The sequence below is a fragment of the Mangrovibacterium marinum genome (assembly GCF_003046625.1).
Lineage (GTDB): Bacteria > Bacteroidota > Bacteroidia > Bacteroidales > Prolixibacteraceae > Mangrovibacterium > Mangrovibacterium marinum.
The window spans coordinates 45,496-68,775 of record NZ_QAAD01000012.1; the positions used below are offsets into that span (position 1 = coordinate 45,496).

The following is a 23,280-nucleotide window of genomic DNA, read 5'->3' on the forward strand; positions in this document are numbered from 1 at the left end:
GTATCCGATACTAAATAAAACACAGAAAAATGTACCTACTAGGATTTGACATTGGCAGTTCATCCGTAAAAGCGTCGATTATCAACGGCGACTCGGGCGAATGCCTGGCCTCTGCCTTCTATCCGAAGCAAGAGATGAAGATGACCGCCATCCAACCGGGATGGGCAGAACAGGATCCGGAGCAATGGTGGGCCAACCTGAAGCTGGCGGTTGCTGAGATCATGGATAAATCGAAGGTTGATCCGACGGCGATTGACTCAATCGGTATCTCGTACCAGATGCACGGATTGGTTGTTGTGGACAAAGACCAAAACGTTTTGCGCCCGTCAATCATCTGGTGCGACAGCCGCGCTGCTGCCATCGGCGATAAGGCCATGAAGGAAATCGGCGAACAAAAATGTTTGGAAAACCTGCTGAACTCTCCGGGAAACTTCACCGCTTCGAAATTGAAATGGGTGAAAGACAACGAACCGGAACTGTACGCAAAGATTGATAAAATCATGCTGCCGGGCGACTATATCGCCATGAAACTGAGTGGCGAGGTTAAAACAACAGCAGGCAACCTGTCGGAAGGCATTCTTTGGAACTTCAAAGAAAATTCGGTGGCTAAAATGCTGATCGACTACTACGGCTTTGAAGAAAGTTTTATTCCGGAAATTGTACCAACGTTCTCCGTACAAAGCGAGGTTAACGAAACCGCTGCAAAAGAATTGGGGCTGGCACCCGGTATCAAAATCAGCTATCGCGCCGGTGATCAACCCAACAATGCCTTATCATTAAACGTGTTGAACCCGGGCGAAATCGCCACAACCGCCGGAACATCGGGCGTTGTGTACGGGGTGAGCGACGAGGTAAAATACGACCCGAAATCGCGCGTAAACACCTTTGCCCACGTAAATCACAGCACCGAAGCCAATCGCTTGGGTGTACTGCTTTGCATCAACGGAACAGGAATCCTGAACTCGTGGTTGAACAAACAAGTTGGTGGCGGCAATATCTCTTACGAAGGCATGAACGAAGCGGCCTCGAAAGTCGCCATCGGCTCCGACGGCATCAGCATTCTGCCTTTCGGCAACGGTGCTGAGCGCGTTCTCGAAAATAAAAACCTGGGCTCAGTCATGTCCGGCATCAACTTCAATATTCACTCCAACGCACACCTGTTCCGCGCAGCGCAGGAAGGCATCGTCTTCTCGTTCAAATACGGAATGGAGATCATGGAAAGCATTGGCATTGACGCCAAAGTAATCCGTGCCGGAAAAGCGAACATGTTCCTAAGCCCGATTTTCCGCGAAACGCTCGCAGGCGTATCCGGTGCAACCATCGAATTGTATAACACCGACGGATCAGTGGGAGCTGCCCGCGGTGCCGGAATCGGTTCAGGCTACTACAAGTCGCCGGCCGAAGCCTTTTCAAACTTAACCAAACTGGAAACCATAGAACCTGATTTAAACAAAAAGGCGGAATATGAAGCTGCTTACGGCAACTGGAAGAGTATGCTGGAGAAATTCATTTAGAAGCCCCCTCCGACTCCCCCGTGGGGGGAGGAATCAGAAAAACGGAATTAGGAGTCTGATACGAAAAATAGAAAATTAAAATTAATAGCAATGTCCTGATAGCCTCCCCCCGGGGAGGATTGAAGGGCCTAACAATTCACAACATGAGCACAACAGTTTATTTCCCATCAGTGGAAAAAATCAAATTTGAAGGAAAAGAAAGTAAAAACCCAATGGCCTTCCGTTACTACAACCCGGAAAAAGTTGTTTACGGCAAAACAATGGCCGAATGGTTTAAGTTCTCCATGGCTTGGTGGCATACGCTATGTGCCGACGGTGGCGATCCTTTTGGCGGTGCAACCCAAAACCACCCATGGGTTGGTGCGGAAAATGCGGTAGAAGCAGCTAAAAACAAGATGGATGCCGGTTTCGAGTTCATGCAAAAAATGGGCATCGAATACTATTGCTTCCACGATCTTGACTTGGTTAGCGAAGGAAACAGCATCGAAGAATACGAAGCAAACATGAAAGCAATTGTAGAGTATGCCAAGCAAAAGCAAGCTGAAACAGGCATCAAACTGATGTGGGGTACTGCTAACGTTTTCTCACCTGCTCGCTACATGAACGGCGCCAGCACAAACCCTGATTTTGACACAGCTGCCCGTGCCATGCTTCAGATTAAAAACTCGATTGATGCAACAATCGCCCTGGGTGGTAAGGCTTATGTTTTCTGGGGAGGACGTGAAGGTTACATGTCGTTGTTGAACACCAACATGAAACGTGAAAAACAACACCTGGGAACCATGTTGAAAATGGCTCGCGATTATGGTCGTTCAAAAGGTTTCACCGGAACATTCCTGATTGAGCCAAAGCCAATGGAACCCATGAAACACCAGTACGACGTTGACGCTGAAACTGTGATTGGCTTCCTGAAAGAATTCGGTTTGGAAAAAGATTTCAAATTGAACATTGAAGTAAACCACGCAACCTTGGCTGGCCACACCTTCGAGCACGAATTGCAATGTGCTGTTGACGCAGGCTTGCTTGGTGCAATCGACGCCAACCGCGGTGATGTTCAGAATGGCTGGGATACTGACCAGTTTCCGGTTGACCTGTACGAATTGACGCAAGCCATGATGGTTGTATTGAAAGGTGGCGGCATGCAAGGTGGCGGTACCAACTTCGATGCGAAGATCCGTCGTAACTCAACGGATCTGGATGATTTGTTCATCGCACACATCGCCGCTATGGATGTGATGGCTCGCGCGCTGGAAACTGCAGCTGCAATTCTGGAAGAATCTCCTTATGAAAAAATGATTGCAGATCGCTATGCTTCTTATGATTCAGGCAAAGGAAAAGAATTTGAAGAAGGCAAATTGACTTTCGAACAAGTTTACGAATACGCTAAAGCAAACGGAGAACCAAAACAAATTAGCGGCAAACAAGAATTGTACGAAGCTATTGTAAATATGTACATTTAAGATTTCAATAAATGGAATGAATTTCATTTCAGACATAAAATAATTTGTATAACCCGATTCGTGACCCTTTAAAACGAATCGGGTTTATCTGCTTTTCAATGCCTCACGAACCAAAAAAAGATGGACCCTGACAAATGCCCACACAGCAGGCAGGGTCGACACAAACCAATGAAACATGAAACAGAATAAGTTCTTCATCATCGCGATCACCATTGTTGCGACACTGGGCGGACTGCTCTTCGGATACGACACCGCAGTAATTTCAGGAACAGTTGGATCGCTGGACGTTTTTTTTATCAAACCAATGGGCTTGGGGGAAACTGCCGCCAACTCGCAACTTGGATTTATTGTATCGAGTGCGCTGATCGGCTGTATCATCGGCGGCCTTTCCGGTGGTCTTATCAGCTTAAAGCTGGGCCGCAAAAAAGGGCTAATCCTGGCGGCTATTTTGTTTTTCATCTCCGCAATGGGCTCGTCCTACCCCGAGTTGTTCTTTCGTCCGTTTGGCGAAGGTGATCATACCTTTTACTGGCATTTCATCATTTACCGCATTATCGGAGGTATCGGCGTCGGGCTGGCATCGATGCTGTCGCCCATGTACATTGCCGAAATTGCTCCAGCCGACATTCGGGGCCGCTTAGTGTCCTTTAACCAGTTCGCCATTATCTTCGGTATGCTGGTCGTTTATTTTGTGAACTATGCCATTGCCCGACAAGGAGATGACAGCTGGCTGAACAGCATTGGCTGGCGTTATATGTTCGCCTCGGAAATGATTCCCGCAGGCTTATTTCTATTCCTGTTATTTTTTGTTCCCGAAACGCCCCGCTACATGGCTCTCAGAGGAGATGACACTAAGGCGCTGAAGGTTCTGAACAAGATCAATGGGCCAGAACGGGGCTCTCAGGTGTTGAGTGAAATCAAACAAACCCTGACCACTACCTCCGGAAAATTATTTTCATTTGGTATTTTGATTGTGGTTATCGGTATCCTGCTTTCAGCTTTCCAGCAATTCGTCGGAATCAACGTGGTGTTGTACTACGCCCCTGAGATCTTCAAGAATATGGGATCAGGAACCGACACCGCACTGCTGCAGACCATCATCGTGGGTATTATCAACCTATCGTTTACCGTTGTGGCTATTCTTACCGTCGACAAATTTGGCCGTAAACCATTAATGATTATTGGTGCTGCAGGGATGGCCTTCTTCATGTTCGCCTTGGGCTTTGCCTTCTTCTTCCAACAAGTGGGACTAGCTGCCCTGGTTTTCATGCTGGGGTATGTGGCTTGCTTTGCGGTAAGTTGGGGGCCGGTTGTTTGGGTGCTGCTGGCCGAGATTTTCCCGAACCGAATCCGTGGGCGTGCCATGGCTGTGGCCGTTGCGGCACAGTGGATTTCGAACTACCTGGTATCGTGGACTTTCCCCATGATGAACAAAAGCAGCTTCCTGGTCGATAATTTTCACAATGGATTTGCCTACTGGATCTATGGCATCATGGGTATCCTGGCCGCTTTGTTTATGTGGAAATTTGTTCCCGAAACCAAAGGAAAAACCCTGGAAGAAATGGAACAACTTTGGAAAAAATAGAGATCAACAGAGTAACAAAGAAGTTAGTCGATACGTTCAACTAACAAATAAAAAAGGGGCCCTAAAGCCCCTTTTTCTATTTTTTAGGTTCCCAGGCACAACGCACCGGGGATACAATTCTACCTTCTTTCTTCAGTTGATTCATTGCTTTATCAACTTCTTTCCGGTCCAAACCGGTGGCTGTAACAATTTCTCCGGCTTTTACCGGTTTTCCGGCAGCCTCCATCGCTGCCAATACTTTCTCTGCACTCATTTTTTCAAGATTTTTAGATTGTTGAACTGGCAGATTTCCGGACTATTGGACTATCGGATTGTTAGATTTTCAGACTTCCAGACATCTAATAATCCAAAAATCCAGTAATCCGGCCATCCGTCTTAGAACCGACTTTCAACAACTTTCCAGTCCAGTACTTTGAAGAAGTCTTCGATGTACTTTGGACGCAGGTTTTGCTTGTCGAGGTAATAAGCATGTTCCCAAACGTCGCAAGTCATCAGCGGAGTCAATCCGTCGCGCAACGGACAAGCCGCATTGCTGGTTTGAACGATGCTCAGTTTTCCTGCGGCGTCTTTCACCAACCAGGCCCAGCCAGATCCGAACAGGGTTGCTGCTGCTTTCGAGAAAGCTTCTTTAAACGCATCAAACGATCCGAATGAAGCATCGATTGCCGCTTTCAGCGCACCAGTTGGCTCAGTTACCGGTGTAGCCGAGAATTGGAAAAAGTAGAAGGTGTGGTTCCAAACCTGTGCACCGTTATTGAAAATCCCGCCTTCTGCCTTTTTAACGATGGTCTCCAGATCGGCATTTTCGAACTCAGTTCCCGGAACAAGATTGTTCAGGTTGGTAACATACGCATTGTGGTGCTTGCCGTAATGAAAATCCAATGTTTTTTCACTGATGTAGGGTTCCAATGCATTTTTTGCATAGGGTAATGCAGGTAATTCAAATGACATAATTTCTCTTTTAAAAGTTAGACTTTTTGATTTTTGACTCCTAGAACGTGGAGTTCGCCGAAATGTTTGAGAAAGGATGCCGAACAAAAGCTATTTAAAGTGATTCCAAATAATTCGCTTACGACAAAAACAATCCGAAGACTATTAATCGTCTCCGGATCAGCGTGCAATCCATTTACTGAGAGCAACTGCATCGTTAAAGTTTGACCACCACCCTACCGCGGCTTTTCTTTGTCAACATCAATTGGATGTAATTGTCCAGCCCGTCGAGCTCAGTTTCGTGAATCAGATGATCGCTGAAATCAATTTTCCACTGATTAGCCAGCAGGTTCCAGATCTCTTCGCGGATATTCATCGGGCAATTTTGCGAATCGACGCCCAACAAACTAACTCCTCTTAGGATGAAAGGGTAAACCGTCATCGCCAAATCGCCGGAACCGATGTTGCCACAGGTCGTTACATTTCCCAGCGGCTTGCATCCCTTCAGCAGCGTTGTAAGCGTATTGCCGCCAACCACATCGATAGCACCGGCCCAGCTTGTCTTCAACATTGGTCGTCCCGACTGGTCATCTGTTTCAGCTTTCGTGATTTGTGCCGAAGCCCCCAAACTCTTCATTTCGTCCGCTCCCATTCCTTCCGAACTGGCCGCGATCACCTCAAAATTCAATTTATCCAAAATCCGACAGGCAATACTTCCAACGCCGCCCAAAGCGCCGGTTACAACAATTGGTCCCATTTCAGGCGTTTGACCGTTTTGAATCAACCGGTAAACCGACAATGCCGCTGTGAAACCAGCCGTCCCGTGAATCATGGCTTCCAGCGAGGTCAACCCTTTTGGTGTAGCCACTACCCAGGCATCGGGAACCTGTATATATTCGGCAAAACCTCCCGGGTGGCTCATCCCTAAATCGTAGCTGGTAACAATGACCATATCTCCAACATAAAATCCCGGGCTTTTGCTTTTTGCGACAATACCCGCGGCGTCAATGCCCGGCACATGCGGATACTTCCGGGTTACGCCTTTATTCCCACTGGCCGACAAGGCATCTTTATAATTCAACGAACTATATTCTACTTTTACCCGGACTTCCCCTTCGTTCAAATCCCAGGAATCTACTTTTTCAACCTTTCCCAAATATGCCCCGTCATTTTCGCGGACGACATAAGCTTGATAACTACTCATATCTTGTATCGTTTTTATCGTTATTTTTGAACAAACCTGCTGAAAATAAATCACATCAGAAAGAACGAACAAATGATGCGCCTACTTACATTTCTTTCGGATTTGAAGAAAATCAGTCAATTAAGATTTCGGTTTTTATGAAAAAAAGTTACTGTCCGATCGATACGTTTATCAATGTGGTAAAAGGAAAACGAAAAGCAACCATTATTCTGCACCTTTTTCAAGGCGAAAAAAGGTACAGCGACCTTGTTCGCTTGCTTCCCGACCTAAGCGAACGCATGTTGAGCAAACAACTACGCGAATTGGAACAAGACCTTTTGATTGAGAAAACTGTTTTTCCGGAGGTGCCGCCACGGGTCGAATACAGACTTACCGAGCTTGGCAAAACCATTCGTCCCATTTTAAAGAGCATGATCAAAGGTGGTATTCTACTCGAAACCCTGATCGATACCGAAATATCAAACGCATCGAAAAAAAGCGACTAAATGGAAGGTTAAATTGAAGTCGCTTCAACAATTTTTCCGTTCCGAAAAACAAGGAAAAAAGAGTTCCCGAGATTCTCAAACTTCAGTTCAAAATCAGATGAAAAGGTGTCATCGTTGGTCGGGTACCAACGCTTCTGGTGTTTGTTGACAACAATAAACAGTCCCTCTTCATCGCCTATCGCGCAAAACCGCTCCATACTTCCATCATAAATATTGAAGTCGGATAACTGTTGCAGCTGGTTGTAAAAAGTAGCAATATCGTCGACAGGTACGCCAATCTCACTGATTCGGATCAAGGAATGGTAATCGAAGGCGTCGGTATTTTTACCGGGAAGGTTCTTGCGGGCTATGAACTCGAGGATAGTTTGATCGGGATCGTAAAAATAAACGGACTCGGCATTCCAGCTTACAAAGTTGATAATGTCGTGCCCTTCGTCTTGAATAATGGAAACTCGTTTGTGCAACCAGGCCAAAGCATCGCCAAGTTGTTTGGGAGGAATATTTACAGCCCAATGATAGGGCGTGGATTTCGCTTTGTAGGAAAACCACAACACCGATTGGCCGACTAACACTTTAAAATCTGTTTGGGAGGATTCCAGCAACGGCAGGCTCAAAACCTCCTGGTAGAACTCTAATTGTTCATCCAACCGGGACGTGTAAATATGCAATTCTGTAATCTTCATGCTAAAAAAATGGTTGGACAGTCCCTCTAAAAAAGAAAAACCCCGAGACCACTGCCTCGGGGAAAAAAACCAAAAATCAACTAACCTTTAAATCGTTTAGCGACTTCATCCCAGTTAATCACATCGTAGAACGATGAGATATAGTCAGGACGTCTGTTCTGGTAATTCAAATAGTAGGCATGTTCCCAGACATCGAGACCAAGGATTGGAGTTCCCTGAACCTCTGCAACATCCATAAGCGGATTGTCCTGATTCGGTGTGGATGAAACCACCAAACTATCACCCTGCTTTACCAGCCAGGCCCAACCCGAACCGAAACGGGTAGCGGCGGCTTTGGTAAAAGCTTCTTTAAATTTATCGAATGACCCAAATGAGTCGTTAATCGCTTTTTCAAGTTCGCCTTTCGGCGCTTTTGCTCCACCCGGTGTCATCACTTCCCAGAACAAACAGTGATTGTAATAACCACCTCCGTTGTTGCGAACAGCAACCGAAGCTTTTGATATTCCGGCCATCAATTCTTCAATTGATTGACCTTCCAGTTCTGTTCCCTGAATAGCCGCATTCAGGTTTGTTGTATAAGCACCGTGGTGTTTCGTATGATGAATCTCCATCGTACGGGCATCGATTACGGGTTCAAGCGCATCGTATGCATATTGTAATTTTGGTAATTCGAATGACATATTCTCTTTTCTTTTAATATTGGTTCATTGTTATCTTGGCGTCAAGACTAATCAGATATTTAAATCTTTTAATGCAAATCTAAAGACTATTCAGACTCGTTCCAAATAAAGAAGCTCTTTTCTTTATTGAAAAAATCTATCTCCAATCATTATTCTCAATTAACCAACAGAATCAAGGCTTTAGCAAGCGGCATTTTTTTTGTTTCTTTGCCCAAAAAATTTCCGTGAACAGAAAAATCCTCCAACTCGCCATCCCCAATATCATCAGTAACGTAACCATTCCGCTGTTAGGCTTGGTGGATATGGCCCTGATGGGGCATCTTGACTCGGAAGTCTACATCGGTGCCGTTTCTCTGGGGACCGTCATTTTCAACTTTATTTATTGGGGGTTTAGCTTTTTGCGCATGGGGACAAGTGGCTTTACGGCTCAAAGTTATGGTGAGGGCGACGAAGCCGAGAGTTTCTCTATTCTGGCCCGCTCGCTAACCGTATCAACGGTGATTAGTGTCTTGATTATCCTGCTGCAAGTCCCAATTGAATGGATCAGTTTTGCAGCCATCGGAGGAAGTGCGGAGGTAGAAACGTTGGCCCGCGAATATTTCAGCATTCGCATCTGGGCTGCACCGGCAACCTTGGGCCTGTATGCTTTAAACGGCTGGTTTCTGGGGATGCAGAATGCCCGCTACGTGATGATCACCTCCATTTTGGCGAATGTCTTCAACCTCATTTTCAGTTTCATCTTTGTTTATTTTTTGCAAATGAACTCTGCCGGCGTAGCCTGGGGGACGGTCATTGCGCAATATACCGGTATATTGACAGGCTTGTTTCTTCTGCGCAAAAAGTATAAACCGCTGTTTGCCCACTACCAGCAAAGTTTGGTGTTTAACCTGGCTGCCCTGAAACGATTCTTTAAAGTCAACAGCGACATTTTCATCCGTACCTTCTGCGTCATCTTTGTCTTTACCTTTTTCACCTCCAAATCGGCCAGCATCAACGATCATATCCTGGCAGTTAATTCAATCCTGATCCAGTTTCTGCTGCTTTTCTCCTTTTTTATTGATGGCTTTGCCTTTGCCGGCGAAGCACTGGCCGGCAAATACAAAGGTGAACAACGCAAAGATTTATTTTACGAGTTAACCCGCCGTCTGTTTGTGTGGGGTATTGGCTTGGCACTGGCTTTCAGCTTCCTGTTTTTAGTTGGCAACAAGTTTGTCATCGGGCTGCTGACCAACCAGGATGGTCTGTATGACACAGCCAGTCATTTTATTGTTTGGGTGATTCTCACGCCACTGATTACCTTCAGTTCCTTTGTGTGGGATGGCATTTACATTGGTGTGACCGCATCAAGAGAAATGCGCAACAGCATGCTTGCGGCCACCTTATTGCTCTTTGCTCCGAGTTTCTACTTCTTACAGGACGTACTCGGCAACCACGCCCTCTGGCTGGCGATGATGCTGTTTATGCTTGGCCGGGGTATTTTTCAGGCGATCCTATTCCCTAAAGTGCTGGCGAAAAGTTTCCACTAGTGCGAGCGAGTTACTGGTTACTAGTTACTGGTTACTGGTTACTGGTTACTGGTTACTGGTTACTGGTTACTGGTTACTGGTTACTGGGCGGAACCTGGAACCTGGAGTTTGGAATTTGGAATTTGGAATTTGGAATTTCAGTGAATGGTAACCTGAAAATGGCTAAATCGTAAATTGTCTGATCACTGCAACTGCATACTGATCACTCCCCCTTAGTATTTAAAGCTGCTGCCACCCAAAAATTCCCGAATAACCGATGTTGGTGGAATTTCTATATCGTCGATATGATGAAAGTAGCTGAAAAACTTCAGCAGGCGGTTAGCCTCACAATGTTCTTCGCAGGTTTCGGGCACGGCTTTCAGCAAAGGCTCCACATACTTTTTCAGTACAGCCAACTCGTACATCAAGGCCGAATTAAACATCACATCAGCATTTTCCTGATAGGGAAAGATGTTCCGTTCTTCGCCATTACGCACACTGGGCCAACGCTTAATGGTATCGGCAGCCGAATAGCCCCGGTACTTGCTATCGCGCAAAATACGGCGTATCAATCGGTTGTCGGTTGTTGAGATATGATTGTGATCGTCGATCGAGATTTGTGTTAAAGCTGACAGGAAGATTTTGAAACTCATCGTCCCATCCACCAGAGGCATCAGTTTGGGGTTCATGCCGTGAATCCCCTCAACAATCAGGACATGTCCGTCTCCCAGCTGCAGCTTATGACCGGAAGGTTCGCGGCGCCCTACGATAAAATTGAAGCGAGGCAATTCAACCTCCATTCCTTGAAAGAGCTGTAATAGCTGTTGATTGAAAAATTCAATATCAATGGCTTCCAGCACTTCAAAGTCATAATTACCATGTTCATCGCGCGGTGTTTTCTCCCGGTCGACAAAATAATCATCCAGCGAGATCAGGTGCGGAACAATGCCATTGACGGCCAGCTGAACCGACAAGCGCTTGCTGAACGTTGTCTTTCCCGAGGCCGAGGGGCCGGCAACTAAAACCACCTTCAGCTGATCCCTTCGGGCATCAATCATATTGGCTATTTCCACGATTTTCTTCTCATGCAAAGCCTCCGATATTTTAATAATATCGCCTCCCCGTTCACTCTCGATATAGTGATTCAGCATTCCCAGGTTGGGAACATTCATCAGCTCCGCCCAGTTTTTATGTTCTTTGAAAATGCCGAACAACTTCTGCTGATGCTCCACTTCATTAAGCTCATCGAAATCGTCGGGCTTAGGCACCTGCAAAAGGATACCATCAAAATAAGGCACCAGGTTGAAGGTTGTCAAGTAGCCCGTTGACGGCACATGATGCCCGTAAAAGTAGTTGCAATAACCATTCAGGTAATACAGAAATGAAAACAACATGCCCTGCTGATCAAACAGCTTGGCCTTTTCTTCCAGGCCTTGACGCTGCAATTCGTCAACGGCATCGCGGGTGAGCAGGCCTTTTTTCTCGAAAGGAATATTTCGCTTCACCCAATACTCCATTTCTGTTTTTATCCCGAAGATATCCGAATCATCAATCTTGCGTTCCAGGCCCAGAAGCTCGCAATAATAGCCCTGGCTAATTCCGTTCATCACCTTTAGCTTCACCTCGGGGAAGGTCTCGCGCACGGCAACGTACAACAAAAAGATGAGCGAACGAACATACAAGCGCCGCCCGTCAATATGGGTGTAATCGATAAACCGAACCTGCTTGGATTTAACAACGGCAAACGAAAGTTCTTTCACCTTATTATTCACCAGTGCCCCGCATATCGGGTTATCGAGCTGAACACCCAGGTCATCCCTAATTTCTTCGAGGGTAATTCCCACCGGATAGGCTGTAACTGTGTTGGTGTTCTCGCAGTAAATATCAATTGTTTTCGAGCTCATAGCAGATTGGTTTCTGTTGGTCCTGTCCGGCCCTGGCCGAACCTTGGAGCTCTATAAAGCTAACTCTTTTTTCAGAAATTCGGCGGTATACGATTCATTCTTTGCCACAATTTCCTCCGGAGTACCGGTTCCCATAATGGTGCCGCCACCTCGGCCACCTTCCGGCCCCAGATCGATAATATGATCGGCAACTTTGATGACATCCAGGTTATGCTCGATGACAATAACGGTGTTCCCGCGATCGACCAACTTGTACAAGACCTCCAACAACACACGGATATCCTCGAAGTGAAGCCCTGTTGTGGGTTCGTCCAGAATGTACAAGGTTTTGCCGGTATCCTTTTTAGCCAGCTCGGTGGCCAGCTTCACGCGCTGCGACTCTCCGCCCGACAAGGTTGTTGACGATTGCCCCAGCGTGATATAGCCCAGGCCCACTTCCTGCAAGGTTTTCAGCTTATGAGCAATGGAAGGCAGCGCTTCGAAAAACTCCACGCCCTGGTTGATGGTCATATCCAGAACATCGCTGATCGACTTGCCTTTGTAGCGCACTTCGAGCGTTTCGCGGTTATAGCGTTTCCCGTTGCAGGCATCGCAATGCACATAAACATCGGGCAGGAAGTTCATCTCAATCAATTTCAGTCCACCTCCCTGACAGGACTCACAACGACCTCCTTTTACGTTGAAGGAAAAACGTCCCGGCTTGTAGCCTCTGATTTTTGCTTCCGGAAGCTGTGCAAACAAAGCACGGATATCGGAAAAAACACCGGTATAAGTCACCGGATTGGAGCGCGGTGTTCGTCCCAAAGGCGATTGATCCACCTGAACCACTTTATCGATGTACTTCAGTCCATCAATTTTTTCATAAGGAAGCGGATCTTTCAGCGAATTATAGAAATACTGACTCAGCAGCGGTTGTAAGGTTCCGTTTATTAAGCTTGACTTGCCACTTCCGGAAACTCCGGTTACACAAATCATTTTTCCCAGAGGAAATTCCACCGACACATCTTTCAGGTTATTGCCCGTGCAACCGGTCAGTTTCAGACTTTTGCCATTGCCTTTACGCCGTTTTTCAGGCACCTGAATCTGGTGTTCTCCCTTCAGGTATTTCGAGGTTAAGGTATCGGCTTTCAGCACTTCTTCCGGTGTTCCGGCAGCAACAACTTCGCCGCCATGCCGCCCGGCAAAGGGGCCCATATCCACCAGATAGTCTGCCGACATCATCATGTCTTTATCGTGTTCAACAACGATGACCGAGTTGCCGGTGTCGCGCAGTTTTTCGAGCGAATGAATCAGGCGCACATTATCGCGCTGGTGCAAGCCAATACTGGGCTCATCGAGGATATACAACACATTAACCAGCTGCGAACCAATTTGGGTGGCCAGGCGTATGCGTTGCGACTCTCCGCCCGACAAGGTGCCCGACGAACGATCCAGCGACAGATATTCCAAACCAACATCCAGGAGGAAACTCAGACGGGTGCGAATTTCTTTAATCACCTCGTGTCCGATTTTCAACTGCCGCGACGAAAGCCGTTCTTCCAGGCCTTCAAACCAATCGCGCAGCTCGGCGATATCCATGCGGGCCAGCTCCGAGATATTCTTTTTATCGATTTTAAAATAGAGCGATTCTTTGCGCAAACGACTCCCCTTACATTCGGGGCAATCCTGTTCCTTGACAAATTGATTGGCCCACTTTTGGGCTGTTCGCGAAGGGTTATCGTCGCGTTGGCTATCGATGTATTTAACAATCCCTTCGAAGTTCATCATGTAATTCACCGAACTGCCAAGCGGCGAGTTTTTCAGCTGAATACGTTCATTGGTTCCGTAAAGAATCGCATCCAGGGCTTCCTCGGGGATCTCTTCGACCGGTGTTTTCAGGTTGAAGCCATATTTTTCGCCGAGGGCTTCAATTTGCCAAAAGATGAGCGTATTTTTTTGGGAGCCCAAAGGCGCAATTCCCCCTTTGGCAATGCTCAGTTTGGGATCGGGGATGATTTTATCGCGGTCGATTACGGCAATGCGCCCCAGGCCATTACATTTATGACAGGCACCTTGCGGCGAGTTGAAGGAGAAGTTATGCGGTGCCGGCTCGTGATAGGAAATACCGCTGGTGGGACACATCAGCTGACGGCTGTAGAATTTCAGCTGATCCGAATCATGATCCTTGATCAGGCAGACGCCATGTCCTTGTTTCATGGCCATCTGAACCGACTCCTTCAAGCGTTTTGTAATTCCCTCCTCAACCTTTATGCGATCGATCACCACTTCAATAAAGTGATTTTTATAGCGATCCACACGCATATTGGGTTTCAGTTCAACAACTTCATCATCAACACGGGCATATAAGAAGCCTTTTTTGCGCAGCGACTCAAACAATTCGCGGTAATGTCCTTTTCGGCCACGCACCAAAGGGGCCATAATCAGGATTCGCTTTTGACCAAACTGCTCCTGAATCAAATTTAAGATCTGCTCGTCGGTGTACTTCACCATTTTTTCGCCTGTTTCGTACGAAAAAGCCTCAGAGGCACGGGCATATAACAAACGCAGGAAGTCGTAGATCTCGGTTACCGTGCCGACCGTCGACCGGGGGTTCTTATTGGTTGTTTTCTGCTCGATGGAAATCACAGGGCTCAGACCGGTGATCTTATCCACATCGGGGCGTTCCATATTTCCGAGAAACGAGCGGGCATAAGCCGAGAAGGTCTCAATATAGCGACGTTGCCCCTCGGCATAAATGGTATCGAAGGCCAGCGACGACTTTCCGCTTCCGCTAAGTCCGGTAATTACCGTGAGTTTATTGCGGGGAATTTCGACATTAATATTTTGCAAATTGTGAACACGGGCACCGTGTACCGCAATTTTCTCGTCCTGATCGAGCAGTTCCTCTTCGGCGTACAAGCTATCTTTCTCCACCATTCTAATTGTTTTCGTTGGTCCGGAATCCTTCAGCCGGCACTTTAATCGTGTATGTCTTTCGCTTGGAGTTTATCAAGTTATCATCGCGCAACCAAGGATTCAACATCTTCAAAATCTTATAATTTGTTCCATGTTCTTTGGCAAAATCGGCAAAGCTGGCTACCGGTCCGTTCAAGGTCACCGTATTGAACCGCCATCGGGGATACACTTCATTTTCGCGAATATCGAACCCATATTTCCGGGGGTTCTCCATAATCAGCTTGAGGGCTAAAATGCGAAACACGTAGCGCGATGTTTCTTCGCCCAGCAGCAAATCGTAGTAGCTGCTCACCTTCTGGCGTTCCAATTGCCGATCGATATGATTGCGGCCGGCATTATACGAAGCAGCCACCAAGGTCCAGCTACCGTACCTCCGGTACGAGTCTTTCAGGTATTCGCAAGCAGCCTTGGTCGACTTCTCCAGATGATAACGTTCGTCCACCTGGGGATTGATCTCCAGTCCATAGTCGGTTGCTGTTCCTTTCATAAACTGCCAAAAACCAACCGCTCCGGCCGGCGACAACGCTTTTTCGTTGAAGCCGCTTTCCGCCAAAGCCAGGTAGGCAAAATCCTCCGGCACCGTATCGGCTTTCAAAATCGGCTTGATAATTTCCATATAGCGCGGCGCCAACTTCAGAAAACGCAGGGTTTGCGAATGAAAGTTCGCATTCACCAGCAACTCCCGATCCAGGCTTTCGCGAACATCGAAGTATTCCAAAGGAACCGGTTCGCCCATAAAGGTTAATTTCGATGGCACATCCACCGAACCGTGCATCGGAACTTCTACCCGTTTTACATTGGGGTTTTCCTCCTGTTTGGGAACTGTATAGGCTTGCAGGAAATAATAACATCCAACAAAAGCAACAAGCACCAACAGACTAAATAAGCTGCGTCCAACAATCTTTCTCATACCCTACATGCAATTTTAAACAGCAAAAATAATGGTTTTCAATGGGGCTATCAACCAAGTTGAATTTTTAATTTTTAAGACAACTGAATTGCCAGCTTGTTCAGGCAAAAATTGCTTTTTGAACCACTGCCACCGCCATCGTTTTCAGCTTTGCGACGGGCGTCTCAATTTGAATGCCTGCTTTCTCAAAATAAAACTCCGTTCATCCTACTTCATCCTCGGCCGGGGAACTGAAAAACGGGGAAAACACCGGTAAAAGGTGGCCTCTGGTATCCGGCCGTCTGAATTTCCCGATCGAGGCGGAATCGGTATTCCGGACCCCGCATCCTCTTGCAAAACAGGCACGACCGACTATTTCTTCTACGGAATGAAAATCTTCATCACCATGGCGATCGTTTTCTGTTGTCAATGCTTGTTCTAATGCCCTCCTGTTACGACCTATAAACAGGAAGGTCAAATCAATGGATCAAAAAAAAGGACAACATCCGGTTGGGTGTTGTCCTTCTCCTCTGGCTGCAAGCCTGCCTTACAGGTCGGAATTGACCAGCGTTGCGCGGTTGATTTTTCCGCCCCAAAGTAACATGGCCCGGTTTACTTCGTCGTAGTTGGTAATATCGATCGACTTGTTACTGTACAGGTCGGCCGGAATGACGGCAATGCGGAAGGTTTGATCCACCAGGTCGCCCGATCCCAACCAGGCCGGATCCAGTTCACCATCAATAAAGATTTGAACATCGCCGGTTGTATAGTCGAAATTATACTGAAAGGCTCCCGATTCCAGGAAGATGGTTTGTGGCAACGCGCGCCAAACATCCAAACCATCTACGACTTTCCACAGGATATACACCACGACAGCATCGCCATTGTAAACCTGAAAATCATCCGGGAAAGGATAATACAAGGTATATTGATTATTCTCGGTAAAATCGCCGTTCACTTCGAACACGGTTCCCAGAATGTTTACCCCATCCTGTCCGTCCTGCCCATCCAGCCCGTCGTATCCGGGAGGGCCCATGGGACCTTCACAAGCCCCAAAGGCAACCACGGCTAATAGTAAAAAGAGTTTGTGTATTGTTTTCATAGCAATATGTTTTGGTATTAATAACGTGATTTGCTTTCTCGTAAAAACAACATTCGTGCCGTAAATTGAAAAGCAAAGCCAGCAGTTACTAGTCCTGTTTGTTGCAACAAGTTACAACTTTTACCGGGATAATTTCGCGCTTGCCGGCTATTTATCGAAGTACAGGCAAGCTTGCAGAACTGTTGCCTCGGTTCGGGGACCAAAACCAAAGCCGCTTGGCAAAAAGCCCCGGGGGCAACGAAAAGTTGACGCCGACGATCAGCAAAAAAAACAAAAGCAGCCCCATCATCATGCGGACTGCTTCAGTATTCGCGGGCAACGAATTAGCCCTTAATTCTGATATAAAGCTTGTATCATCTGCGGTTCATCGGTCGTTCTGATTTTTTTGGAAATCAGCTCTCCATTGGCACCGGCGTATTCCAGGCTGTACTGTTGGTTGCGTTTCACCCGGAAGACCAGATAATTGTTCATGTCGTCGGTTGGTGAGGGTGAAAAGCCAAAGTCAACTTCGCTTCCTTTTTCTTTCAGGCTGATGCGTTCGGGCACGCGGTTGTTGCCATCGGGCGTACAACTTTCGTCTTTAAACAAAACCACATTCAGCAACATAAGATCAGCGGGCAAGCTATCGGCTTTCATTTGTTCCTGATACACTTCGATGTAACGTTTGGTCACATTATTGGCATGCACATAGCGGATGTTGTAATCCCAGATGAGGCGAAACCAGGTTTGTGCCGGCTTAAAGGAGCTGGCGTAAATACTATAATCCGGATCGTCGGGATTTGCTTTCCCTGCATCAGCAATAAACCAACCGGTATCCAGCTTTTCGGGAGCATAATATTCGGTAGCTTTCCACTGTCCGTCAACCATCACTTCCACCCAGTTGTGGTTTCCCTCTTTGGTGGTCCAGTTGGGGATTCCCACCAAACGCGCCGGAATGCCTACCGAGCGAAAGGCATCAACCATCAGAATTGACAAACCGGTACAGGTGGCCATGCCTTGTTCCAGCGATTCAAAGGGACTTTGATCCACTTTTCGTCTTTTAACGTTGTATTCTGTTTTCAGCACTTTGTTAATATCCTTGCTCACCGAGTCGATTGCTGCCTGAATATCGGTGCAAGCTGCCACGCGCGGTGCAAACAGATCGTAAAATTGCTGACGCCAGTTATCGCGGCGCTCATTCAAAATGGCATAGGGCAACACTTCGTTAAAGAACACCGAATCGGGTAACGCTTGTGCCCAGGCATACTGCTGGCGTGCCTGATAAGCGATCCGGGTATTTTCGAGCAGGAAATCAGCCGTTAAAGAATCCAGGTCTCGCTGGGGCATATAGGCAATCAAAAAAGCCATCCCTTCCAGCTGATCGGCAGGAACCTGCTGTAAAGCCTGCTCCAATTGAGAACGGTTACTACCCGCTTTGTTTAAAGCCACGTTAAGCTGCTCAACTTGTTGCGGCTCCAGCTTGTTTTGCCAACTGCTGCTACACGATACGAAAATAGCACAAAGCAGCAGGGCTACACTTGTTAAATGTCTCATGGTTTTCTATTTGGTTGGTAATTGGAGGGGCAAAATAAAGATAGTTTGAGCAAAAGAACAACAGCCAAAGGCCTTTTTGCGAATAGTCGTGCTCCCCGCTCCTTCAGGACCGATGGCTACCGCCTGAAAACAAGAAAGGATGACCACTGCCATCCTTTGCTTTTAAACCCAATAAAGTATGAAAAAAAATCTTGCTATTTCTGCTTTCTGTACTTACAAAGATAGTGTCGATCGATGTTAACAGCTGCCAAGGACTGTTAAAAGATGTTAGCAATGCTTAGTCGCTCACCCACCGTTGTTCTTCTTCGAAGGCTGTTTCCCGCTTTTTAACCTTCAGGGCATCGTGTACCGCCCCCTGAATTTGTGCAACAACCGAAAACGGTAGCCCGATCAGAAAAAACAGGATATACCTGATCGCATAAATCAATACTGACTTGACCATATTGGAGCGGATAAACGAATAAACGCCATTAATATCTCTTTCCTACACAGCTCTCCCGTACAAGTTGTGAACTGAAGCAAAGCACATATCCGTAATTTTCCGGATATACCTCTCCCTAAACACCTATTAAAATGAATGTTAGCAAAATCATAAAACTATTGGATAAAATAAGACATCGCAGTTCCGGGAGCCATTTGTGAAGTTCGCGGCAGCCAGTATGCCCGGCTTCCGGATCAATGCCAGGAAGCAGAAATGGAGGCCAGAGTTGCTCCCAACAAAAAAGGATGGCGATTGCCATCCTTTTTTACTCCAAATCTAAATCTATGAAAAAAAATCTTGTACTTCTTGCTTGTCTATGATGTTTCAAAGGTAAGCTCAAACAGTGTTAACAGCTTACAAGAACTGTTAAAATACCTTATAACAGTTCAGTTTATACATATAATTCACCGAAATGCGGCAGTTCTGTCCCGACAAAAATGAAAACCCGTCCGGTAGGACAAAGTTCCTCATTACTCAAAAGCCAAAGCTAAAAAACAAGCAGTGAGGCATCCGAAAAGGCCCCTTCGCTAAAAACCTTCTTGCCCGTAACAAAATCCATAAGGGGGATGAATGGGCTCCGGATCGACACGGCTTCTGATGAAACCGACAGGAATGCTCGAAGCCATTTCGGCCTACTTTTTATCGATGGTGAGCGGCGAACGGAAAGCTTAGTGAAACCGGGAAGCTCCGACCACAGGAGGAGATCACCCGGCTGAACTTTGCTTTCAGAAGCCGACACCTGATGATAAAAATAAGCCTCGACTTTTTTGTTTCGTTTTTGTGTCCCGACAAAAATGAAAACCCGTCCGGTAGGACAAAGTTCCTCATGGATCAAAAGCCAAAGCTGAAAAACAAGCCGCGCAGCATCTGCAAAGCCCCCTTCGCTAAAAACCTTCTTGCCCGTAACAAAATCCATAAGGGGGATGAATGGGCTCCGGATCGACACGGCTTCTGATGAAACCGACAGGAATGCTCGAAGCCATTTCGGCCTACTTTTTATCGATGGTGAGCGGCGAACGGAAAGCTTAGTGAAACCGGGAAGCTCCGACCACAGGAGGAGATCACCCGGCTGAACTTTGCTTTCAGAAGCCGACACCTGATGATAAAAATAAGCCTCGACTTTTTTGTTTCGTTTTTGTGTCAGAACAAAAATGAAAACCCGTCCGGTAGGACAAAGCTCCTCATTGCTCAAAAGCCAAAGCTGAAAAACAAGCCGCGCAGCATCTGCAAAGGCCCCTTCGCAGAAAAGGAGTGAATAACATCACTCCTTTTCAATTCATCGGTCGACCTGAAGCCTTACACAGTCCTGTTTTCCCGAAACAAAGTAAGTTGGTCAGCCGGCCGTCGGTTCTGTCTTTCCGCTTAGCGGCATCTTACAATCGCGGCTACAAGATATAGCTGGCAATTTCGCTGGTCCAGTTTCTGGAATCGTCGGAGCCACCACCGGCGGCCCGAAAAGCGTATTGCTTACCACTTGTTAAACCTTCGATTAGCATACTGTGCTTGGTCGATACCAGCTTTTTCCACTCGGGATCGTCTCCGTTGGAAAGCTCACGGTATTCAAACACATAAAAAGAGGCATTCGGAACGGTGCTGCAAATCAACCTGATACTTCCCTTATTATCGCCCGGTTTTAGCTCCAGGGTTTTGGGTTTGGGAAGGGCACCAACCGTTTCGCGCTTACGAGCCACCTCGAAACCGGCACTCAGGATCAGCAGTTCGTCACCTTTACTGGTAAACTGGACATACTCACCCACCTGGTGCAACAGCTGTTCGAGCTCTTTGCGCAGCTTGTTCTTAATGGCGGTATCCTCGGGGGTACCGTTCTTCGCATTATCCAACGACTGAAAATAGTTGTCATTAGCCGTTTGAATCGTCTCCAGACTGGGGTCCGGATCAGGGAAAGCACTGTTATCAGTCATTTTCTCAATGATCTGATTCGTATTCACACTTAGGCCGGCATCGGTAAACCGACTCGAACTGAAATCAATTATAGCTTTACTCATAATATGATATGCTATAGTTATTTATAAATTTCCGCAAGCGGAAAGACAGATCTACAGACCAAACAACGAACAGCTTCTTAACAACTGTTCCTGCAAGAGGGACTGGTAAAAACCCACCCCTTAAACACATCGCCGACAACAAGCAACTAACAAGAGGACAAGCCTGACTACCAGTCCCCCAGCCAGGCCTCCGAACACCATAAAGCCGGAAACAAGGAAAAAAGACTGGTGTATTTTGCCATATTCCGGACCAGAGTTGCCGTAACTCTTACCAGAGTTGCCGTAACTCTTACCAGAGTTGTTGTAACTCTTTAAAGAGTTGTCGTAACTCTTACCAGAGTTGTCGTAACTCTTTAAAGAGTTGTTGCTATTTTTGAAAGAGCTGGAGCAATGAAAAAAATGAAGACCCGCTAATATTGAAGTATCATTTGTTCGGAGGGTAGAAAAACCAACAGCAAAACGAACTGTGAAAAGAGACGCTAGCGGAGTGCTTCTTCCGAGACAAGTTGTGAATTGATAAATTGCTATTACCGAAGTCTTCATAAAGTGTGCGCTAATACACTCAAAGGTCGGCAATTACCAAAACTATTTTATTAACCGGATGGTAACTAATGCGCGTAAGAACGACGAATTCGGCTCAACGAAGGAGGAGTAATGCCCAGGAACTCGGCAATGTACTTCATTGGCAACTGGTAAATCAACTCGGGAAACAGTTCCACCATGCAGCAGTACCGATTAGCGGCATCCCCCTGGTGCAACAAGTCGTAATAACTAATCATCCGAAGTAAACTATCGTGACGCAGTTGCTCGTAAACCAGCCACATACCGGAATATTGACGAACCAGCTGATGCGCTTTATCGATGGGCAGGGTCAGAATATCACAATCCTTCAATGCCTGGTAACGATAGGTGCTGGCTTTGTTGAACTCGCGACACTCCAGATCGGTAAAACAGCTGGACGACATTATAAAATGCTGCAAATGTTCATCTCCCCGGCCGCAGCATACGCGCACTCCCATAATTCCTTCTTCCAGAAAACCGATTTGATACTTTTTATGCCCGCAGTCGCTCAGGTATTCGCCTGCTTTGAGGTGTAAAGGCTTCAATTGCCGAAAAACAGCAATCAGATCAACATAGCTGAAGTTGCCAAGTTGATTGCAGTAATTGGAAAATCGTTGAAAAGTGTCCATGTCATTCAAACCAAAATTAAAAGTTATGACAACGAACGATAACTCACAAATAATCAAGCCTATTCTTTTCAAAAAAAAAGCTATACAAGGCGATTTCTTTAACCTCATGTTAATAATATAGCACAATTCACCCTAGGCGGGTTGTCCCTTAAGCCGAAAATAACCGCTTGAAAAATACGGGGGCTGCCAACAGCTGCTAAAGAAGCAGGCCTGTTTCTACATCGAAACAGACCTGCACTAATCAACACAACTAATAAACCAAAAAGGATCTAAAAATCGAACGAGTAACGAAGTTTCACCCCAAAGGCTAATGCTTTCATTTTATCGGCATAAGTGTCGCCCTGTGCACCGGGAGCAGCCGTGATAACTGAGTTATAAATAAAGCTGGTGGGCTGTGCCGGATCGTATTCAATCAGCGGAAGGACATCATCACCGCTTTTGTTGAGTTTATTCAGGGGGATGTCGGCAAAAATCCCGAAGTACAGGTTATGCCCCACCGATATTTTATGCTTCAAACCGGTTTCGAGCAGGAGTGAGAAACTTGTTTTCGGATCCAGTTCCTGCTTCCCGGTGCTTTGGTTTCCCCAGTTTCCGAAGCCCATAAAACGCGGACTGTTCAGCAAGGCATCCCATTGCTGATAATATCCGGCTGTTGTCAAACCAAAGGCGCGGCTTTTATATTTGGCCACCAACGGAAAGCCTACAGCCACACCAACGGATCCATAAAACATGAAATGTTTGGTAAACTCATCCTCGTACTGCACCCGAATGGGTATATTGATTAAAGCCATATTCAGGCGTTCCTGGTAAGCATCGAGCTGATAGCGAAACTGAAAGTTGTCGCCTTCAACATCGGTTGCAGCATAGGCGTCGCTGAACGAATCGAATAGAGCTTCGGAACGGTAGGTCTGAAATTCCAGTCCCCCCGAGACACTCCAGTTCAGATTGAAATAATGAGCATATTGCACCCCAACACCTAATCCGAAGCGATTGTTATTTTCGCCTGCATCGCCCACATCAAGGCTTACTTTCGAGAAAGGCCCTTTCAGATAGACTGAAACTTCCGACTCGGGGATCAGTATTTCCTGTGCGCGAATCTGTACGGCAGCGCCCACCGATAGTGCCAGGGCCAATAGTACTGGTTTTAGCCAGCTCAATTGATATCTATTCATGG

Annotated in this window: 21 protein-coding genes; 6 read left to right on the top strand and 15 right to left on the bottom strand. The window is 46.6% G+C overall.

From position 1 onward, the window contains the following. Nucleotides 1-29 precede the first annotated feature (29 nt). The 3 genes from C8N47_RS12325 (at nucleotide 30) to xylE (ending at nucleotide 4,559) form a co-directional block, all read left to right on the top strand. Entirely contained in the window at nucleotides 30-1,514 is a 1,485-nt protein-coding gene (locus C8N47_RS12325) for a xylulokinase (protein WP_107822867.1), read from the top strand. A gap of 143 nt (nucleotides 1,515-1,657) precedes the next feature. Beyond that, nucleotides 1,658-2,974 (top strand): xylose isomerase, encoded by a 1,317-nt coding sequence (gene xylA, locus C8N47_RS12330; protein WP_107822868.1) that lies wholly within the window; start codon nucleotides 1,658-1,660, stop codon nucleotides 2,972-2,974. 175 nt (nucleotides 2,975-3,149) lie between these two features. Then, nucleotides 3,150-4,559 (top strand): D-xylose transporter XylE, encoded by a 1,410-nt coding sequence (gene xylE, locus C8N47_RS12335; RefSeq protein WP_107822869.1) that lies wholly within the window; start codon nucleotides 3,150-3,152, stop codon nucleotides 4,557-4,559. A gap of 76 nt (nucleotides 4,560-4,635) precedes the next feature. Here xylE and C8N47_RS12340 read toward each other — a convergent pair whose 3' ends face one another. The 3 genes from C8N47_RS12340 to C8N47_RS12350 form a co-directional block, all read right to left on the bottom strand. After that, entirely contained in the window at nucleotides 4,636-4,812 is a 177-nt protein-coding gene (locus tag C8N47_RS12340) for a transcriptional regulator (protein ID WP_107822870.1), read from the bottom strand. 122 nt (nucleotides 4,813-4,934) lie between these two features. Further along, nucleotides 4,935-5,510, bottom strand: coding sequence for a superoxide dismutase (locus C8N47_RS12345; protein WP_107822871.1), 576 nt, complete (start codon nucleotides 5,508-5,510; stop codon nucleotides 4,935-4,937). Nucleotides 5,511-5,706: 196 nt separating this feature from the next. Then, on the bottom strand, nucleotides 5,707-6,693 hold the full coding sequence (locus C8N47_RS12350; protein ID WP_107822872.1) for a YhdH/YhfP family quinone oxidoreductase: 987 nt from the start codon (nucleotides 6,691-6,693) through the stop codon (nucleotides 5,707-5,709). 137 nt (nucleotides 6,694-6,830) lie between these two features. Between C8N47_RS12350 and C8N47_RS12355 the strand changes: the two genes are divergently transcribed. After that, on the top strand, nucleotides 6,831-7,178 hold the full coding sequence (locus C8N47_RS12355; protein ID WP_107822927.1) for a winged helix-turn-helix transcriptional regulator: 348 nt from the start codon (nucleotides 6,831-6,833) through the stop codon (nucleotides 7,176-7,178). 8 nt (nucleotides 7,179-7,186) lie between these two features. On the opposite strand, the gene C8N47_RS12360 is transcribed toward C8N47_RS12355, so the two are convergent. Next, a complete protein-coding gene (locus C8N47_RS12360; protein WP_107822873.1) occupies nucleotides 7,187-7,861 on the bottom strand; it encodes a VOC family protein in 675 nt (224 codons plus the stop codon). An 80-nt stretch (nucleotides 7,862-7,941) separates the two neighbouring features. Next, a complete protein-coding gene (locus C8N47_RS12365; RefSeq protein WP_107822874.1) occupies nucleotides 7,942-8,541 on the bottom strand; it encodes a superoxide dismutase in 600 nt (199 codons plus the stop codon). Nucleotides 8,542-8,765: 224 nt separating this feature from the next. On the opposite strand from C8N47_RS12365, the gene C8N47_RS12370 reads away from it, so the two are divergent. Together C8N47_RS12370 and C8N47_RS18765 are read left to right on the top strand one after the other, a co-directional pair. Beyond that, entirely contained in the window at nucleotides 8,766-10,067 is a 1,302-nt protein-coding gene (locus C8N47_RS12370; RefSeq protein WP_107822875.1) for an MATE family efflux transporter, read from the top strand. Continuing rightward, entirely contained in the window at nucleotides 10,067-10,240 is a 174-nt protein-coding gene (locus C8N47_RS18765; RefSeq protein ID WP_170111380.1) for a hypothetical protein, read from the top strand. Before C8N47_RS12370 ends, C8N47_RS18765 begins: the two co-directional genes overlap by 1 nt. A 39-nt stretch (nucleotides 10,241-10,279) precedes the next feature. Here the strand turns inward: C8N47_RS18765 and C8N47_RS12375 are convergent, their stop codons facing one another. From C8N47_RS12375 to C8N47_RS12420, 10 genes are all read right to left on the bottom strand, one after another. After that, the gene (locus C8N47_RS12375; RefSeq protein ID WP_107822876.1) at nucleotides 10,280-11,950 is read right to left on the bottom strand and encodes a nucleoside kinase; all 1,671 of its coding nucleotides are present in this window, start codon (nucleotides 11,948-11,950) and stop codon (nucleotides 10,280-10,282) included. Nucleotides 11,951-12,001: 51 nt separating this feature from the next. Next, complete coding sequence (gene uvrA / locus C8N47_RS12380; RefSeq protein ID WP_211316125.1) at nucleotides 12,002-14,866, bottom strand: excinuclease ABC subunit UvrA; 2,865 nt, start codon at nucleotides 14,864-14,866, stop codon at nucleotides 12,002-12,004. Nucleotide 14,867: 1 nt separating this feature from the next. Continuing rightward, nucleotides 14,868-15,815, bottom strand: a complete 948-nt coding sequence (locus tag C8N47_RS12385) for a lytic transglycosylase domain-containing protein (RefSeq protein WP_107822877.1) — start codon at nucleotides 15,813-15,815, stop codon at nucleotides 14,868-14,870. A gap of 526 nt (nucleotides 15,816-16,341) precedes the next feature. Further along, a complete protein-coding gene (locus tag C8N47_RS12395) occupies nucleotides 16,342-16,896 on the bottom strand; it encodes a hypothetical protein (RefSeq protein ID WP_211316126.1) in 555 nt (184 codons plus the stop codon). A 330-nt stretch (nucleotides 16,897-17,226) separates the two neighbouring features. Beyond that, on the bottom strand, nucleotides 17,227-18,429 hold the full coding sequence (locus tag C8N47_RS12400; RefSeq protein ID WP_107822879.1) for a transglutaminase-like domain-containing protein: 1,203 nt from the start codon (nucleotides 18,427-18,429) through the stop codon (nucleotides 17,227-17,229). 277 nt (nucleotides 18,430-18,706) lie between these two features. After that, nucleotides 18,707-18,871: a hypothetical protein gene (locus tag C8N47_RS18770; protein ID WP_170111382.1), complete on the bottom strand. Its 165-nt coding sequence runs from the start codon at nucleotides 18,869-18,871 to the stop codon at nucleotides 18,707-18,709. A 526-nt stretch (nucleotides 18,872-19,397) separates the two neighbouring features. Further along, nucleotides 19,398-20,102: a hypothetical protein gene (locus C8N47_RS12405; protein WP_107822880.1), complete on the bottom strand. Its 705-nt coding sequence runs from the start codon at nucleotides 20,100-20,102 to the stop codon at nucleotides 19,398-19,400. Between the two features lie 193 nt (nucleotides 20,103-20,295). Next, complete coding sequence (locus tag C8N47_RS12410) at nucleotides 20,296-20,916, bottom strand: fibronectin type III domain-containing protein (RefSeq protein ID WP_107822881.1); 621 nt, start codon at nucleotides 20,914-20,916, stop codon at nucleotides 20,296-20,298. A 608-nt stretch (nucleotides 20,917-21,524) separates the two neighbouring features. Next, nucleotides 21,525-22,106, bottom strand: coding sequence for a Crp/Fnr family transcriptional regulator (locus C8N47_RS12415; protein WP_107822882.1), 582 nt, complete (start codon nucleotides 22,104-22,106; stop codon nucleotides 21,525-21,527). A gap of 269 nt (nucleotides 22,107-22,375) precedes the next feature. Next, a complete protein-coding gene (locus C8N47_RS12420; protein WP_170111383.1) occupies nucleotides 22,376-23,278 on the bottom strand; it encodes an outer membrane beta-barrel protein in 903 nt (300 codons plus the stop codon). Between the last annotated feature and the right edge of the window lie 2 nt (nucleotides 23,279-23,280).

What these genes read in the sequence shown, in the direction of transcription:
- C8N47_RS12325 (WP_107822867.1), top strand. Translation starts at nt 30, where the DNA reads ATGTACCTACTAGGATTTGACATTGGCAGTTCATCCGTAAAAGCGTCG.
- xylA (WP_107822868.1), top strand. Translation starts at nt 1,658, where the DNA reads ATGAGCACAACAGTTTATTTCCCATCAGTGGAAAAAATCAAATTTGAA.
- xylE (WP_107822869.1), top strand. Translation starts at nt 3,150, where the DNA reads ATGAAACAGAATAAGTTCTTCATCATCGCGATCACCATTGTTGCGACA.
- C8N47_RS12340 (WP_107822870.1), bottom strand. Translation starts at nt 4,812, where the DNA reads ATGAGTGCAGAGAAAGTATTGGCAGCGATGGAGGCTGCCGGAAAACCG.
- C8N47_RS12345 (WP_107822871.1), bottom strand. Translation starts at nt 5,510, where the DNA reads ATGTCATTTGAATTACCTGCATTACCCTATGCAAAAAATGCATTGGAA.
- C8N47_RS12350 (WP_107822872.1), bottom strand. Translation starts at nt 6,693, where the DNA reads ATGAGTAGTTATCAAGCTTATGTCGTCCGCGAAAATGACGGGGCATAT.
- C8N47_RS12355 (WP_107822927.1), top strand. Translation starts at nt 6,831, where the DNA reads ATGAAAAAAAGTTACTGTCCGATCGATACGTTTATCAATGTGGTAAAA.
- C8N47_RS12360 (WP_107822873.1), bottom strand. Translation starts at nt 7,861, where the DNA reads ATGAAGATTACAGAATTGCATATTTACACGTCCCGGTTGGATGAACAA.
- C8N47_RS12365 (WP_107822874.1), bottom strand. Translation starts at nt 8,541, where the DNA reads ATGTCATTCGAATTACCAAAATTACAATATGCATACGATGCGCTTGAA.
- C8N47_RS12375 (WP_107822876.1), bottom strand. Translation starts at nt 11,950, where the DNA reads ATGAGCTCGAAAACAATTGATATTTACTGCGAGAACACCAACACAGTT.
- uvrA (WP_211316125.1), bottom strand. Translation starts at nt 14,866, where the DNA reads ATGGTGGAGAAAGATAGCTTGTACGCCGAAGAGGAACTGCTCGATCAG.
- C8N47_RS12385 (WP_107822877.1), bottom strand. Translation starts at nt 15,815, where the DNA reads ATGAGAAAGATTGTTGGACGCAGCTTATTTAGTCTGTTGGTGCTTGTT.
- C8N47_RS12395 (WP_211316126.1), bottom strand. Translation starts at nt 16,896, where the DNA reads ATGAAAACAATACACAAACTCTTTTTACTATTAGCCGTGGTTGCCTTT.
- C8N47_RS12400 (WP_107822879.1), bottom strand. Translation starts at nt 18,429, where the DNA reads ATGAGACATTTAACAAGTGTAGCCCTGCTGCTTTGTGCTATTTTCGTA.
- C8N47_RS18770 (WP_170111382.1), bottom strand. Translation starts at nt 18,871, where the DNA reads ATGGTCAAGTCAGTATTGATTTATGCGATCAGGTATATCCTGTTTTTT.
- C8N47_RS12410 (WP_107822881.1), bottom strand. Translation starts at nt 20,916, where the DNA reads ATGAGTAAAGCTATAATTGATTTCAGTTCGAGTCGGTTTACCGATGCC.
- C8N47_RS12415 (WP_107822882.1), bottom strand. Translation starts at nt 22,106, where the DNA reads ATGGACACTTTTCAACGATTTTCCAATTACTGCAATCAACTTGGCAAC.
- C8N47_RS12420 (WP_170111383.1), bottom strand. Translation starts at nt 23,278, where the DNA reads ATGAATAGATATCAATTGAGCTGGCTAAAACCAGTACTATTGGCCCTG.